The 13,691-nt window shown below is 58.4% G+C and carries 16 protein-coding genes and 1 other RNA gene; 10 read left to right on the top strand and 7 right to left on the bottom strand.

Going from position 1 to position 13,691, the window contains the following annotated elements; translation table 11 throughout:
* Positions 1–232 precede the first annotated feature (232 nt).
* From trxA to LOY55_RS29375, 5 genes are all read left to right on the top strand, one after another.
* Entirely contained in the window at positions 233–562 is a 330-nt protein-coding gene (gene trxA / locus LOY55_RS29395; RefSeq protein ID WP_003206727.1) for a thioredoxin TrxA, read from the top strand.
* Between the two features lie 247 nt (positions 563–809).
* Positions 810–2,069 (top strand): transcription termination factor Rho, encoded by a 1,260-nt coding sequence (gene rho, locus LOY55_RS29390; RefSeq protein WP_007942421.1) that lies wholly within the window; start codon positions 810–812, stop codon positions 2,067–2,069.
* Positions 2,070–2,217: 148 nt separating this feature from the next.
* Positions 2,218–4,221, top strand: a complete 2,004-nt coding sequence (locus tag LOY55_RS29385; protein WP_223523007.1) for an acyltransferase family protein — start codon at positions 2,218–2,220, stop codon at positions 4,219–4,221.
* Between the two features lie 69 nt (positions 4,222–4,290).
* The gene (gene ubiD, locus LOY55_RS29380) at positions 4,291–5,757 is read left to right on the top strand and encodes a 4-hydroxy-3-polyprenylbenzoate decarboxylase (protein ID WP_046032251.1); all 1,467 of its coding nucleotides are present in this window, start codon (positions 4,291–4,293) and stop codon (positions 5,755–5,757) included.
* Positions 5,757–6,725: a CDP-6-deoxy-delta-3,4-glucoseen reductase gene (locus tag LOY55_RS29375; protein WP_046032252.1), complete on the top strand. Its 969-nt coding sequence runs from the start codon at positions 5,757–5,759 to the stop codon at positions 6,723–6,725. Before ubiD ends, LOY55_RS29375 begins: the two co-directional genes overlap by 1 nt.
* Positions 6,726–6,773: 48 nt before the next feature.
* Here LOY55_RS29375 and LOY55_RS29370 read toward each other — a convergent pair whose 3' ends face one another.
* Positions 6,774–7,247 (bottom strand): hypothetical protein, encoded by a 474-nt coding sequence (locus tag LOY55_RS29370; protein ID WP_046032253.1) that lies wholly within the window; start codon positions 7,245–7,247, stop codon positions 6,774–6,776.
* A gap of 354 nt (positions 7,248–7,601) precedes the next feature.
* Here LOY55_RS29370 and LOY55_RS29365 point away from each other — a divergent pair, with 354 nt between their 5' ends.
* Both LOY55_RS29365 and LOY55_RS29360 read left to right on the top strand, forming a co-directional pair.
* Complete coding sequence (locus tag LOY55_RS29365; RefSeq protein WP_046032341.1) at positions 7,602–8,270, top strand: gamma-glutamylcyclotransferase; 669 nt, start codon at positions 7,602–7,604, stop codon at positions 8,268–8,270.
* A gap of 122 nt (positions 8,271–8,392) precedes the next feature.
* Positions 8,393–9,022 (top strand): flagellar basal body-associated protein FliL, encoded by a 630-nt coding sequence (locus LOY55_RS29360; RefSeq protein ID WP_109785690.1) that lies wholly within the window; start codon positions 8,393–8,395, stop codon positions 9,020–9,022.
* A 17-nt stretch (positions 9,023–9,039) separates the two neighbouring features.
* Here LOY55_RS29360 and LOY55_RS29355 read toward each other — a convergent pair whose 3' ends face one another.
* Positions 9,040–10,017, bottom strand: coding sequence for an NADPH:quinone oxidoreductase family protein (locus LOY55_RS29355; protein ID WP_046032256.1), 978 nt, complete (start codon positions 10,015–10,017; stop codon positions 9,040–9,042).
* A 150-nt stretch (positions 10,018–10,167) separates the two neighbouring features.
* Between LOY55_RS29355 and LOY55_RS29350 the strand changes: the two genes are divergently transcribed.
* The gene (locus LOY55_RS29350; RefSeq protein WP_046032257.1) at positions 10,168–10,575 is read left to right on the top strand and encodes a flagellar basal body-associated protein FliL; all 408 of its coding nucleotides are present in this window, start codon (positions 10,168–10,170) and stop codon (positions 10,573–10,575) included.
* A 141-nt stretch (positions 10,576–10,716) separates the two neighbouring features.
* Here LOY55_RS29350 and LOY55_RS29345 read toward each other — a convergent pair whose 3' ends face one another.
* Entirely contained in the window at positions 10,717–11,169 is a 453-nt protein-coding gene (locus tag LOY55_RS29345) for an EVE domain-containing protein (protein ID WP_223523005.1), read from the bottom strand.
* A gap of 201 nt (positions 11,170–11,370) precedes the next feature.
* Between LOY55_RS29345 and LOY55_RS29340 the strand changes: the two genes are divergently transcribed.
* Positions 11,371–11,523 (top strand): hypothetical protein, encoded by a 153-nt coding sequence (locus tag LOY55_RS29340; protein WP_007942433.1) that lies wholly within the window; start codon positions 11,371–11,373, stop codon positions 11,521–11,523.
* A gap of 35 nt (positions 11,524–11,558) precedes the next feature.
* Here LOY55_RS29340 and LOY55_RS29335 read toward each other — a convergent pair whose 3' ends face one another.
* From LOY55_RS29335 to LOY55_RS29320, 4 genes are all read right to left on the bottom strand, one after another.
* A complete protein-coding gene (locus tag LOY55_RS29335) occupies positions 11,559–12,164 on the bottom strand; it encodes a 5-formyltetrahydrofolate cyclo-ligase (RefSeq protein WP_046032259.1) in 606 nt (201 codons plus the stop codon).
* A gap of 85 nt (positions 12,165–12,249) precedes the next feature.
* Positions 12,250–12,428, bottom strand: a non-coding RNA gene (ssrS, locus tag LOY55_RS29330) — 6S RNA.
* 30 nt (positions 12,429–12,458) lie between these two features.
* Positions 12,459–12,776, bottom strand: a complete 318-nt coding sequence (locus LOY55_RS29325) for a cell division protein ZapA (RefSeq protein WP_007942435.1) — start codon at positions 12,774–12,776, stop codon at positions 12,459–12,461.
* Entirely contained in the window at positions 12,773–12,982 is a 210-nt protein-coding gene (locus tag LOY55_RS29320; protein ID WP_003213954.1) for a TIGR02449 family protein, read from the bottom strand. The genes LOY55_RS29325 and LOY55_RS29320 overlap by 4 nt, the downstream gene beginning before the upstream one ends.
* Positions 12,983–13,110: 128 nt before the next feature.
* Between LOY55_RS29320 and LOY55_RS29315 the strand changes: the two genes are divergently transcribed.
* Positions 13,111–13,668: a YecA family protein gene (locus LOY55_RS29315; RefSeq protein WP_223523003.1), complete on the top strand. Its 558-nt coding sequence runs from the start codon at positions 13,111–13,113 to the stop codon at positions 13,666–13,668.
* The last annotated feature ends 23 nt before the right edge of the window (positions 13,669–13,691 follow it).

Genomic DNA, 13,691 nt, shown 5'->3' with positions numbered 1-13,691 from the left:
GCGCCAACGCGCAGTGTTCAAAGCCTTGATCCAGCACAACCCTGTGGCGAGGGGCTCGCCCCGTTGAGCGGCGAAGCAGCCCCCCTCGCCACGAATTCTCGCCAGGCAGGGATATGAGCTATACCCAAACTCATGCAGCACCATAGCGAGACTCAATCATCTGCACCTTCCTGAACAAGGGAAGGGCAGCTATGATGGGCCACGTTTTTTTGCTTACAACCTGGAGACTTCCATGAGCAGCGATCTTATCAAACACGTTAGCGACGCTAGCTTCGAGGCCGACGTACTCAAGGCCGAAGGCGCTGTACTGGTCGACTACTGGGCTGAATGGTGCGGCCCTTGCAAAATGATCGCTCCTGTTCTGGACGAAATTGCTGAAACCTACAAAGGCAAGCTGACCGTTGCCAAATTGAACATCGACGAAAACCAGGAAACCCCGGCCAAGCATGGCGTGCGTGGTATCCCGACGCTGATGCTGTTCAAGAACGGCAACGTTGAAGCGACCAAGGTCGGCGCGCTGTCGAAGTCGCAACTGGCTGCCTTCCTCGACGCCAACATCTAAGCGTTGATCAAAGCGTCATCAAAAAGGCCCCGCATATTGCGGGGCCTTTTCGTTATTGAGGGCTAGACGCTCCGAAACTCAGGTGGTACATTCGGCCCCGCACTGGTTTCTCCATTGCCCCCTGCTAGCCGTCGCCGACGCACTCCTTTTCGAATAAGTACGCGATCCTGTCGCCTTCTCCGCGGCGCGGCCTCATTAAGCCAAAAGCTTAATTTCCCCCCTCCATAAATGATTACGTCATTCCTATATGAATCTGACTGAACTCAAGCAAAAGCCGATTACCGAACTGCTCGAATTGGCCGAACAGATGGGCATAGAAAATATGGCCCGTTCGCGCAAGCAGGACGTGATTTTCTCCCTGCTCAAAAAGCACGCTAAAAGCGGCGAGGAAATCTCCGGTGATGGCGTGCTGGAGATTCTCCAGGACGGCTTCGGCTTCCTGCGCTCCGCTGACGCTTCCTATCTCGCAGGTCCAGACGATATCTACGTCTCGCCGAGCCAGATCCGCCGCTTCAACTTGCGCACCGGTGACACCATCGTTGGCAAGATCCGTCCTCCAAAGGAAGGCGAGCGTTATTTCGCGCTGCTCAAGGTTGATACGATCAACTACGATCGTCCCGAGAACGCGAAAAACAAGATTCTCTTCGAGAACCTGACCCCGCTGTTCCCGACTGTGCGCATGAAGATGGAAGCCGGCAACGGTTCCACCGAAGACTTGACCGGTCGTGTCATCGACCTGTGCGCCCCGATCGGCAAAGGCCAGCGCGGTCTGATCGTTGCACCGCCGAAAGCCGGTAAAACCATCATGCTGCAGAACATTGCGGCAAACATCGCCCGTAACAACCCGGAAGTTCATCTGATCGTGCTGCTGATCGACGAACGTCCGGAAGAAGTGACCGAAATGCAGCGCACCGTGCGCGGCGAAGTGGTTGCCTCGACGTTCGACGAGCCGCCAACCCGTCACGTGCAGGTTGCCGAGATGGTGATCGAGAAGGCCAAGCGCCTGGTCGAACACAAGAAAGACGTGGTGATCCTGCTCGACTCCATCACCCGTCTGGCCCGTGCCTACAACACCGTGATCCCGAGCTCCGGCAAAGTGCTCACCGGTGGTGTCGATGCCCACGCCCTGGAGAAACCGAAACGTTTCTTCGGCGCCGCGCGGAACATCGAAGAAGGCGGTTCGCTGACCATCATCGCCACCGCGCTGGTTGAAACCGGCTCGAAGATGGACGAAGTGATCTACGAAGAATTCAAAGGCACCGGCAACATGGAACTGCCTCTGGATCGCCGTATCGCTGAAAAACGCGTCTTCCCGGCCATCAACATCAACCGTTCCGGTACCCGCCGCGAAGAGTTGCTGACGGCCGACGACGAGTTGCAGCGCATGTGGATCCTGCGCAAGCTGCTGCACCCGATGGACGAAATCGCTGCCATCGAGTTCCTGGTCGACAAGCTGAAAACGACCAAGACCAACGACGAGTTCTTCTTGTCGATGAAGCGCAAGTAAGACGGTTTACAAGCCGCTAAAAATGGCGTCCTTCGGGACGCCATTTTTTTTTGCAAAAAAAAAGGGAGGTTTGTGGTGACGGTTGGTCAGTACAAAAGCGAATTGGGCGTGCGACCCCAATAATTTCAACTGATTGGCTTTCTTGCTTATGACCACGCTTGCTTATCGAAGAGACATCGACGGCTTACGCGCAATCGCCGTGATTGCGGTGGTGTTGTTCCATTTCGGTGTTCCTGGCTTCACCGGCGGTTTCGTCGGTGTAGACATCTTTTTTGTGATTTCCGGCTACCTGATTACCTCGATTATCTGGAATCAGCGACAGGCCGGGCGCTTCAGTTTTGTCGATTTCTGGGCCCGTCGCGCGCGGCGAATCCTGCCCGCGCTGTTCGTGATGATCGCTGCCGTGCTCGCAGTCGGCTGGTTCCTGCTGGCGCCCAAGGATTACGAAGAGCTGGGCCGCTCGGTGCGCTACCAGGTGATGTTCGTCTCCAACCTCTTGTTCATGCGTCAGGATGGTTACTTTGATGTGGCTTCCGACCTCAAGCCGTTGCTGCATACGTGGTCGCTGGCGGTTGAGGAGCAGTTCTACATTGTTTTTCCGTTACTGCTGATCCTGCTGTCGAGTCGCCTGAAACATTGGCGACTGGCGCTGTTCGCCGTGTTGCTGGTGTCGTTCGGGCTCAGTGTGTGGGCCGTTGCGCATCACCCTGAAAAAGCATTTTTCCTGTTGCCGATGCGTGCCTGGGAGCTGTTGGCCGGTGGCATGCTGGCCGTTGCGCCCAGAAGCCAATGGCGTCTGACAACGATGGGGGCACAAGCGATCAGCCTGGCTGGCTTGGCGCTGATTCTGTTGGCGGTGTTGTGCTACGACAAAAGCACGCCATTTCCCGGTGCTGCGGCATTGCTGCCGACACTCGGTGTGGTCGCGCTGATCCGGGCCAACGGGCATCAGCCGACATTTGTCGGCAGACTGCTGGCCAGTCGTGTGCTGGTCGGTCTCGGGCTGATTTCCTATTCCTGGTACTTGTGGCACTGGCCGGTGTTTGTTTTTGCCAACTACGCCAGTCTTGATGAGCTTGGCCCTTTCGATATCACAGGATTGATCTTGCTCAGCCTGGTGTTGGGTTATCTGTCGTGGCGATTTGTCGAGACGCCGTTTCGCGAGCGGCGGTTGTGGGCGGGGCGCCGGCAGATCCTGCTTGCCGCCGCGTGCGGTGTGCTGGTGCTCGGCCTGGCCGGTCAGGCATTGCGCTGGACCGATGGATTACCCTCGCGCTTATCTGAACAGGCCCTTCAATACGCCAAAGCGAAGGAGTGGCGGCCGGAACTGATGCGCTGCCTGGCCGACGACAAAACCCCGGACGACCAACTCTTTTGTCACTACGGCACGCCAACGCCGACCGTATCAACGGCGCTGGTCTGGGGTGACAGTCATGCCGCCGCACTGATCCCGGTGTTCGATGAGGGGGCGCACCAGCACGGTGTCAGTGTGATGCTCGCCAGCTCCCCCGGCTGCATCCCGGTTGAAGGGCTGGAGCATGAAGCGCAGTGTGCCCGGTTCAATCGCCGGGTCGAACAAGCCTTGACCCGGCAATCGGTCGGCGATGTGGTGCTGGTCGCGCACTGGAGTCTGTATCTGTATGGCGATGTGAAAGGCGATCTTGGTCATGTCCTGACGGACGCCCGTGGCCGTTATGACCGCGCCATCGCCGAGCAACGATTGGCCGAAGGATTACAGGCGACCGTGCGGCAGCTACGAGAGGGTGGGCATCGCGTCTGGCTGGTAAAGGAAGCGCCGCTGCAAACCTTCAGTCCGCCTTATCGTCTCAGCCGCCTGGCGATGCTGCATCGCCCGACCGACGACGTGGGGCTGGCGGTGACTGAACACCTCAAGCGCCAAGCGTTCATCAGTCAACTGTTCACGCAACTGGCGCAAGCCAACCCGGGCGTGACGGTGGTGGATCCGGCGCCGGTGCTGTGTGATGAAGCGGGACTTTGCCGCGCCGAACTCGGTGGTCAGTCGTTGTACACCGACACCAATCACCTGTCCGAGGCCGGCGCGCGGTTCATCGCCCCGGTCCTTGAGCCGTTGTTCAAGCACTTGCGAGCACGGGCAGCACTGGGCAATGGCAACGCGAATGCAGCCAACTGAACAGCGATAAGCTGCCAGCGGACGGCAGAGCAGGTAGGATGTACGCCTATTTTAGGGGTGCCATCGTCAATGAAATTCAAGGACCTTCGGGATTTCGTGCAGCAGCTTGAGCAGCGCGGAGAGTTGAAACGCATCCAGATCCCCGTCTCTCCAGTGCTGGAGATGACCGAAGTCTGTGATCGCACGCTGCGGGCCAAGGGGCCGGCGCTGCTGTTCGAAAACCCTACCGGCTACGACATTCCGGTGCTCGGCAACCTGTTTGGCACCCCCGAGCGGGTCGCCATGGGCATGGGCGCCGAGTCGGTCAGCGAGCTGCGCGAGATCGGCAAGCTGCTGGCCTTCCTCAAAGAGCCCGAGCCGCCGAAGGGCTTGAAAGACGCCTGGTCGAAGTTGCCGATCTTCCGCAAGATCATTGCCATGGCGCCGAAAGTCGTCAAAGACGCGGTGTGCCAGGAAGTGGTCATCGAAGGCGACGACGTCGACCTGGCGATGCTCCCCGTGCAAACCTGCTGGCCGGGCGATGTCGGCCCGTTGATCACCTGGGGCCTGACGGTCACAAAGGGGCCGAACAAGGACCGCCAGAACCTCGGCATCTACCGTCAGCAAGTGATTGGCCGCAACAAGGTCATCATGCGCTGGTTGAGCCATCGAGGTGGCGCGCTGGACTACCGCGAGTGGTGCGAGAAGCACCCGGGCCAGCCGTTCCCGGTGTCCGTGGCGTTGGGTGCTGACCCGGCGACCATCCTTGGTGCCGTGACGCCGGTACCGGACAGCCTTTCCGAATACGCTTTCGCCGGTCTGCTGCGCGGCAATCGCACCGAGCTGGTGAAGTGCCGGGGCAACGACCTGCAAGTCCCTGCGACTGCCGAGATCATTCTCGAAGGCGTGATCCATCCCGGCGAAATGGCCGATGAAGGTCCGTATGGCGACCACACCGGTTACTACAACGAAGTCGACAGCTTCCCGGTGTTCACCGTCGAGCGCATCACGCATCGGATCAAACCGATTTACCACAGCACTTACACCGGCCGTCCGCCGGATGAGCCGGCGATTCTCGGTGTGGCGCTGAACGAAGTGTTCGTGCCGATCCTGCAGAAGCAGTTCCCGGAAATCACCGACTTCTATCTGCCGCCCGAAGGCTGCTCGTACCGCATGGCCATCGTGACCATGAAGAAGTCGTATCCGGGGCACGCCAAGCGGGTAATGCTGGGTGTCTGGTCGTTTTTGCGACAGTTCATGTACACCAAGTTCGTTATCGTCACTGACGACGATATCAACGCCCGGGACTGGAACGACGTGATCTGGGCCATTACCACGCGCATGGACCCCAAGCGCGACACGGTGATGATCGACAACACGCCGATCGACTACCTCGACTTCGCCTCGCCGGTCTCAGGCCTGGGGTCGAAAATGGGGCTCGATGCCACGCATAAATGGCCGGGCGAAACCACTCGCGAGTGGGGCCGGGTGATCGTCAAGGACGACGCCGTGACCCAACGGATCGATGCCATCTGGAATCAGTTAGGAATAGATTGATGCGTGTAACCTTGCAGCCCTCCGGAGCAGTGCTAGAGATTCTGCCCGGCGAGCGGATTCTCGATGGTGCGCGGCGCCTGGGCTACGAATGCCCGCAAAGCTGCCGCAATGGCAATTGCCACGTATGTGGCGCGTTGCTGGTGGAAGGTCGGGTCGAGCAGGCAGGCCATGTGCGTGACCATGGCGAGTTCTACACTTGCATAGCAGAGCCGCTGGAAGACTGCATCGTGCTGTGGGATGGCGTGCTCGCGCTGGGAGAACTGCCGGTGCGCAGCGTGTCGTGTCAGGTCATTGAATGCAGGGACGTCGGCGGCGACACCTGGCGTGTGCGCCTGCGCGCGCCGGCCGGTAAGCCACCGCGTTATCACGCTGGCCAGTATTTGATGATCGAACGTGAGAATGGCGAGAAATCCGCGTTCTCGCTGGCCTCGGCACCCCATGGCGGACGAGATCTGGAGATCCATGTGCTGGCGCGCGAAAACAGTGCGCTGAGCCTGATCGCACAGTTGCAACGCAACCCGATAGTGCGGGTCGAGCTGCCATTCGGCGATACCCACCTTGCAGAGTTGCCGGACGGTCCGCTGGTGCTGATCGGCGCGGGCACCGGCATGGGCCAGATTCACAGCCTGATCGAACACTGCCGCGCCGCAGGCTTCAAGCATCCAGTGCACCTGTATTGGGGCGTGCGCCGTCCTGAAGACTTTTACCAGATTGAGCATTGGGATGAGTGGCTGAAACTGCCCAACCTGTTCCTGCACAAAGTCGTCAGTGATCAGTGCGGTTGGCAAGGGCGTTGCGGGATGTTGCACGAGATAGTGTGTGAGGATTTCCCGGATCTTAAATCCTTGCATGTCTACGCCAGCGGATCTCCGGCGATGGTCTATGGCACGCTGGATGCCTTGGTCGAAGCCGGGATGGACGCTCATCAAATGCGCGCGGATGTGTTTGCGTACGCGCCGCGATCTTGATCCGCGATCTTGATCCGTGATCTTGATCCTCAATCTTGATCCAAGCCTTTAGAACCGCACCCCGGTCGTAACCATGGCTGCGTTGGCGCCGAGAAAAACCAGCTCGGCGGCCAACGGTCCATAGTGAGTGCCGACCGACGGAATGATCACCGGCGCAACGCCGTAGCGGTTCAATGGAATCTTATCCTTGTAGTCACCGCTATAACCCTGCAACAGGCCGCCAGTCACTTTCAGGTACACCGGATAATTGGCGCTGTCATAGCGTTTACCGGCGTAGGCGTAGTTAGAGCGCTGCCTGAACGAGTTACGAAAAGTCGCCCCGCCAAATACCCAGCCCGATGCCTGATTGCGCTCAATACCAATCAAATCCTGATTGTTATTGTGTTCTGGGTCCGGTGAGTAATGTTTGGTATAGACACTGGTCTGTGCGTACCAAAAACCTTTGCCCTGTGAGTCCTCCAGCGCCATTGCCTGGTCGAACGGAATCAATAGGAAGAGGGTGAAAAGCCCTGGAATTTTCATCATGCAGCCTCGGTTAAACGGGGTGGCTTGCGCCAGAGGAAGGCCGTTATACGTAGGCGTTCAGTGACAGAGAAGTCAGAAAGTCCGATATTTTAGTAGGAAGTTTCCTGCATCTTCTTGAACCGAACCTGAACGAGTGGAAGGCTTATGCATATTTCATTCAGGTATTTAAGATATTCCTGCGATGGTATTAGGCTATATAAAACTCGATAGCGAGGCTGATAATCCCGATTTAGCGCTATTGCGAGTGTCATACATCCTTTAGCACTTTTCGTTTTACGGTTACTGCTATATGTTCTATGAAGCGAGTTTTGCTTACATCTTGTAATACTTGTGGGGCCGAACACTTTCATCATGACCGCCATTGAATCTGCTTTTGTGAATCCGGCTTACCCTCCGCGTCTCGATCTGGGGCCGCAGCTGACGCACGAACAACTTCTCGTCTCGATGCAATCGACCATGGCGCGTCACAAGGGCGGGCCGGTGTGGTTGTTCGCTTACGGTTCGCTGATCTGGCGACCAGAGTGTTCGGCAGTAGAGCGCGTTCGCGGCCGAGTGCATGGTTACCATCGCGGTTTGTACCTGTGGTCCCACGAACATCGCGGCACGCCGGAAATGCCTGGTCTGGTGTTCGGCCTGGACCGCGGCGGCTCCTGCAGTGGCTTCGCCTATCGCCTGCCCGAAGAACAACTTGAAGCTTCGCTGTATGCACTTTGGCAACGCGAAATGCCCGTCCCGTCCTATCGCCCGCACTGGCTCAACTGCCGTCTCGAAGACGGAAGCCAGGTGCAGGCGTTGGGATTTGTTCTGGAGCGGCACCTGCCCAGCTATGCCGGCAACTTGCCGGATCATGTGCTGAGCCAGGTGTTCGAAAGCGCTTGCGGGCGGTACGGCACCACTCGCGATTATGTCGAGCAGACCGCTCATGCCCTGCGTAGCCACGCCATGCCAGACCGGAATCTGGAGGCGCGGCTCAAGCGCTGCAAATCAAAAGCCGATCAGGCAATCGCTTCGCGGGTCTGACTGACGACGTTCCTTTACGAACCTGTCGCTCAGCTGTAAGAACAGGGTGTTTTCACCACCTGTGGACATGGGGGGGCTTAGACTCGCGGACAGTCCAGCCGATTGATCAACAGAGATAAGAGATGCCCCTGACGGTTCGCATGTTGGTGCCGAGATTATTGGTGGCGGCCGCTCTCACTGTTGGGTTGCTGGCATTGGTGATTGCCGACCATCCCGTCCAGTCCGGTCTGCGCAACACTACCGTGATGATCATTCGTCATGCGGAAAAACCCAGCGTGGGCACGGAGCTCAATGCCCGAGGCGAACAACGGGCAGCCGCCTATGTCGACTATTTCAATCCGCTGAAGCTGGAGGGGCAGACACTGACCCCTCAACGGCTGATTGCTGCCGGCGACAGTCCGGAGAGTTCGCGCTCGCGCTTGACCCTGACTCCGCTGGCGCAACATTTGAACTTGCCGATCGAGCAGCCTTACATCAACGTTGATGTTCATAAATTGGTCAAACTGTTGCGCCAGAGCAATCAGGCGCAAACGGTGTTGATCGCCTGGCACCACGGGCGCATCAACAAATTGATTGCAGCTTTCGGCGGCAACAGCATGGCACTGATGGGGCAGGAGAAATGGCCGGACGGCGTCTATGACTGGGTGATCGTTTTACGCTTCGATGAGAATGGGCGACTGATCCCGTCGCGCAGCGAGAAGGTTCAGCCGCATCTGTTGCCGGGCGATGGAGCGGTCCCGCCCGGCAATTGACGGCGACTTTGCGGCTGTCAGCGAACCTGCACCACAACCTTGCCCACAGCCTTGCGCTGCCCAAGATCATTGATCGCCTGTGCCGCATTGCTCAGCGGATACACCTGTGACACCAGCGGCTTCAACTTGCCCTCGGCAAACCAGCCGAACAACTGCTGGAAATTCGCTGCATTGTCCTGCGGCTGGCGTTGAGCAAACGAGCCCCAGAACACTCCGACCACGGCGGCCCCTTTGAGCAGTGCCAGGTTGACCGGGAATTCCGGAATGCGTCCGCTGGCGAAACCGACCACCAGCAGTCGGCCGTTCCAGGCGATGGCGCGCACAGCCTGATCAAACAGGTCGCCGCCGACCGGGTCGTAGATCACGTCGGCGCCTTGGCCGTCGGTGAGGCGTTTGATTTCGTCCTTGAGGCTGGTTTCGCTGTAGTTGATCAGCTCATCGGCGCCAGCGGCCTTGGCCACGGCAAGCTTTTCGGCACTGCTGGCAGCGGCGATCACGCGGGCGCCCATGGCTTTGCCGATTTCCACCGCCGCCAGGCCAACACCGCCGGAAGCACCCAGCACCAGCAGCGTTTCGCCGGGTTGCAGGTTGCCGCGTTGCTTGAGGGCGTGCATCGAGGTGCCATAGGTCATGCTGAAGGCGGCGGCCGTGTTGAAGTCCATCGAGGGCGGGATCGGTAATACGTTGTAGCCTGGTACTGCGATTTGCTCGGCAAAGCTGCCCCAGCCGGTCAGGGCCATGACCCGGTCGCCGACCTTGAGATGACTGACCTTTTCGCCCACTGCGCTGACCACGCCGGCGGCTTCACCTCCCGGGGAGAAAGGGAAGGGCGGCTTGAATTGATATTTGCCCTCGATGATCAGCGTGTCCGGGAAGTTGACCCCGGCGGCGTGCACGTCCAGCAGGATTTCATTCTTCTTGGCGACAGGACTGGCGACGTCTTCCAGTACCAGCGATTCGGCAGGGCCGAAGGCTTTGCACAGCACGGCTTTCATCAGGGCTATTCCTTTGGGAGTGATGGCCGATAAGTGTAGGTGTGTGAGTCGATGGGTCAACGAGCATGCCCGACCCTGATAGTCAGCCATAAGCTTGTGCTTGAGCGGCGGGTCGTTATGCTAGGCCGCAAACCGGATAAGGAGCGAATTGTGAAAGCGTGGATCATGTTGTTGCTGGCCCTGTCTCTGCCTGTGGCAGCGATGGCCGAAGAAGCCAAAGAAGGTGAAGCTCCGAAGGTCAATTACATCACCCTGAGTCCGCCGTTCGTGGGCAACTATGGGCTGGACGGTACGCCGAAGCTCAAGGTCTACAAGGCAGATGTGGCATTGCGCGTGACCGGTGAGGACGCCACCAAGGCCGTGAAGGCCAATGAACCGCTGATCCGCAATCAGCTGGTGGCGTTGTTTGCCCAGCAAACCACCGAGACGATGAACAACGTCGAAGCCAAGGAAAAACTGCGCCAGGAAGCCTTGAAGCAGACCCAGCAGGTGATGAACGACGAAACCGGCAAGCCGGTGGTTGAGGATTTGTTGTTCAACAACCTGATCATTCAATAAGACTTCTGTTGTCTGATCCGGCCTCATCGCGGGCAAGCCCGCTCCCACAATATTCTCCAGTGTATGCAGGTTTTGCATCCACCCCAGATCTCTGTGGGAGCGGGCTTGCCCGCGATGGCATTCTCAGACGCGCAGGCGTTTCTACGGTTTGAGCGCGATGACTGCCGCCCACTGTTCAGCCGTGACAGGCATCACCGACAACCGCGAGCCCTTCTGCACCAATGGCATCTCGGCCAGCGCGGTCTGCTGCTTCAGATAATCGAGCTTCAACACCCTGGCAAACGTCTCGACATGTGCGACATCGATCGCGCTCCAGGCGTTTTTTTCTGCCGTGGCCTTCGGATCGTAATAATGACTCTCCGGCTCCAATGCCGTGGGGTCCGGATAGGCCGCTTCGACAATTTTCCCTATCCCGGCAATTCCCGGCTCCGGGCAACTGGAGTGGTAGAAGAAAAACTCGTCACCGACCGCCATCGTCCGCAAAAAATTACGCGCCTGATAGTTGCGAACCCCGTCCCAGCGCGCTTGGCCGAGCTTCTCCAGGCCCTTGATCGAGAGTTCGTCCGGCTCGGATTTCATCAGCCAATAGGCCATGGATTTTGCTCCTTGCGAGGTGAGTGGACAGGTTGTCCGGCAATTTTATGACAAACCGACAGTCGGTTGACGCCAGCGTTTGCGTGTCAGTTCACGTTGTCGCAAAATGCCGGCCTTCTAAGCTTGACGCTGCTGCACGGCCTACACCTACAACGGAAACCGCTGCTGTCATCGTGTTGATGTGCCTTTGGGGGGCAATCGATGAAACGCAAACCGGATTTACTATGGATTTTGGTTATTTTGTTCGGCCTCGGCGTCGTAACCACCGGTTATGCCCAAAGCCTGTGGAATAACAAGACTGACGCGCCGATCGAAATCGCGCAGCAACAGCAACCGTCGGCCTTCAAGCGCTAAACCTGTCTTTTGGACGCCGCTCTTGGCAGTGGCGTCTAGCGTGCGAAGTACCACGCCTTGTCTGTCACCGTTCCCTGCAGCGGTACATCCCAGCTCGCCTGAGCCAATCGTTCGACTTTCTGACATTCATGGGCCAGCCCCAGCAGCGTCGGCTTGCGCCAGGATTTGCGGCGCGCCAGATAGGCCAGGCTTCGATCGTAGAAACCACCGCCCATGCCCAGGCGTCCGCCGACATCGTCAAACCCCACCAATGGCAACAAAATCAGATCCAGAGCCCAGACTTTGCGTTGCCGGGCGAGGTTGTGCCGTGGTTCGAGGATGCGGAAGCGGTTGGGTTTGAGTGTTTCGCCCGGGCGAATTCGCTGGAACACCATTTTGGTTCGCGGCCAGGCACTGAGCACCGGCAGATACGTCGCCTTGCCCCGACGTTGGGCGGCACGCAGCAATACGCGCGGGTCAATTTCACCGTCGGTCGGCAGGTACAGGGAGATGTGTCTGGCGCGGCGAAACAACGGCTGTTGGGCCAATTGCTTGTACAGCCCGCGAGCAGCCTGGCGCTGTTGACTGGGTGTCAGTGCGCGGCGGGCCTTGCGCAGCATGCGTCGAAGTTGCGGGCGGGGAAGCAGCGCAGGTTCGGTCATGGATTCAGGCTTCGGCAGGACGAGTACGTAAAGCGTACCCGTAAAAAAGCCGATGCCGGCATAAAACCGGCATCGGACTGGAATCAGGCTCCCCGGATGAACCGCTGCTGACTTAGCCCTTGAACCCGAAAGTTCAAGGTGGAAGATGCAGTAGGCTTTAAGGCTTTCCGTCTAGCGGACATGCACACCAGCCCAACGTGCAACCTCCAGGGTAGTGCGAATCGGCTCAGGGACGTGGTCAACTGGCAAGCACCCCAGGGAGTGTTGCGAGTATAACCCAAGCGGTTCGACGAATCAGCCTTTGGTGACGTCCGGATCGGTGGCGAGCACCAGATCGACGCGATCCAGCAAGTCGCGCACCTGTTCGCGAGTCGAGCCGCTGGCCTGTACATCCGGGCGTTCTTCCTTGTGCAGCAGGTCGTGCGTAATGTTCAGCGCGGCCATGACGGCAATGCGGTCGGCGCCGATGACTTTGCCGCTGCTGCGGATTTCACGCATCTTGCCGTCCAGGTAGCGGGCGGCGCTCACCAGGTTGCTGCGTTCTTCCTGGGGGCAAATGATCGAATATTCTTTGTCGAGGATCTGCACGGTAACGCTATTGCTTGAACTCATGAGTCTTGCTCCAGGGCCTTGAGGCGCGAAATCATCGATTCGACCTTACGCCGGGCGATTTCGTTTTTTTCAATGAGGTGCGCGCGTTCCTCGCGCCAGGTCTTTTCCTGAGCTAGTAAGAGTCCATTTTGACTCTTAAGTTGCTCGACTCGATTAATCAGCAGTTCGAGTCTGGCCATCAGCGCTTGCAGGTCGGTGTCTTCCATTGTGTCCACTGATATTGTGCTTGATGGGTGGTAGCTGGCGGACAGCCTTTAATAGTCTTGGCGAGTCTGTCGATGTAGGATACAAGGCCTTCATTCTAGACATAGCGCCGTCTGGCGCCTAGCTGCCCATGACCATTCAGAATTCCCCGTACCAAGCCTTCGCCACACTGCTGACCTCCAGCGGTCATAACGTCTCGCCTGCCGAACTGCATGGCCTGTTGCTCGGCCGCAGTTGCGCCGGTGCCGGTTTCAATGCCGAAGAGTGGTTGATCGATGCCGCCGAACTGCTGGAAAGCGAACCGCAGGACAACGTCCGCAACGCCTTGATCGGCTTGCAGGATATGGTCAAGGGCGAGCTGACCGGCGACGACGTGACCGTTGTTCTGCTGCTGCCGACCGATGACGCGCCCCTGGTTGACCGTGCCGTCGCACTGGGTGAGTGGTGCCAGGGCTTCCTCAGCGGTTTCGGCTTGAACTGCCGGGACAGCAGCACGCTCAGCACTGAAGCCACCGAAGTATTGCAGGACCTGGCGGCCATTTCTCAGGTGCAAGATGCCCTGGAAGAGTCCGAAGATGGCGAAAGCGATTACATGGAAGTCATGGAATACCTGCGCGTAGCGCCGCTGCTGCTGTTCTCCGAGACCAAAAAAGACGTGCCGGCCGCTGCCAAACCGTCTTTGCATTAATCGTAAAAGGGAAAACCATCTGC

It is taken from the genome of Pseudomonas sp. B21-040, assembly GCF_024748695.1.
Taxonomy (GTDB): Bacteria; Pseudomonadota; Gammaproteobacteria; order Pseudomonadales; family Pseudomonadaceae; genus Aquipseudomonas.
Note: the sequence above shows the minus strand (reverse complement) of the source record. Positions and strands in the feature narration are given on the sequence as shown.

Bases quoted from the DNA above. Each gene is read 5' to 3' on its own strand.
- trxA (WP_003206727.1), top strand. From the start codon at position 233: ATGAGCAGCGATCTTATCAAACACGTTAGCGACGCTAGCTTCGAGGCC.
- rho (WP_007942421.1), top strand. From the start codon at position 810: ATGAATCTGACTGAACTCAAGCAAAAGCCGATTACCGAACTGCTCGAA.
- LOY55_RS29385 (WP_223523007.1), top strand. From the start codon at position 2,218: ATGACCACGCTTGCTTATCGAAGAGACATCGACGGCTTACGCGCAATC.
- ubiD (WP_046032251.1), top strand. From the start codon at position 4,291: ATGAAATTCAAGGACCTTCGGGATTTCGTGCAGCAGCTTGAGCAGCGC.
- LOY55_RS29375 (WP_046032252.1), top strand. From the start codon at position 5,757: ATGCGTGTAACCTTGCAGCCCTCCGGAGCAGTGCTAGAGATTCTGCCC.
- LOY55_RS29370 (WP_046032253.1), bottom strand. From the start codon at position 7,247: ATGAAAATTCCAGGGCTTTTCACCCTCTTCCTATTGATTCCGTTCGAC.
- LOY55_RS29365 (WP_046032341.1), top strand. From the start codon at position 7,602: ATGACCGCCATTGAATCTGCTTTTGTGAATCCGGCTTACCCTCCGCGT.
- LOY55_RS29360 (WP_109785690.1), top strand. From the start codon at position 8,393: ATGCCCCTGACGGTTCGCATGTTGGTGCCGAGATTATTGGTGGCGGCC.
- LOY55_RS29355 (WP_046032256.1), bottom strand. From the start codon at position 10,017: ATGAAAGCCGTGCTGTGCAAAGCCTTCGGCCCTGCCGAATCGCTGGTA.
- LOY55_RS29345 (WP_223523005.1), bottom strand. From the start codon at position 11,169: ATGGCCTATTGGCTGATGAAATCCGAGCCGGACGAACTCTCGATCAAG.
- LOY55_RS29340 (WP_007942433.1), top strand. From the start codon at position 11,371: ATGAAACGCAAACCGGATTTACTATGGATTTTGGTTATTTTGTTCGGC.
- LOY55_RS29335 (WP_046032259.1), bottom strand. From the start codon at position 12,164: ATGACCGAACCTGCGCTGCTTCCCCGCCCGCAACTTCGACGCATGCTG.
- LOY55_RS29325 (WP_007942435.1), bottom strand. From the start codon at position 12,776: ATGAGTTCAAGCAATAGCGTTACCGTGCAGATCCTCGACAAAGAATAT.
- LOY55_RS29320 (WP_003213954.1), bottom strand. From the start codon at position 12,982: ATGGAAGACACCGACCTGCAAGCGCTGATGGCCAGACTCGAACTGCTG.
- LOY55_RS29315 (WP_223523003.1), top strand. From the start codon at position 13,111: ATGACCATTCAGAATTCCCCGTACCAAGCCTTCGCCACACTGCTGACC.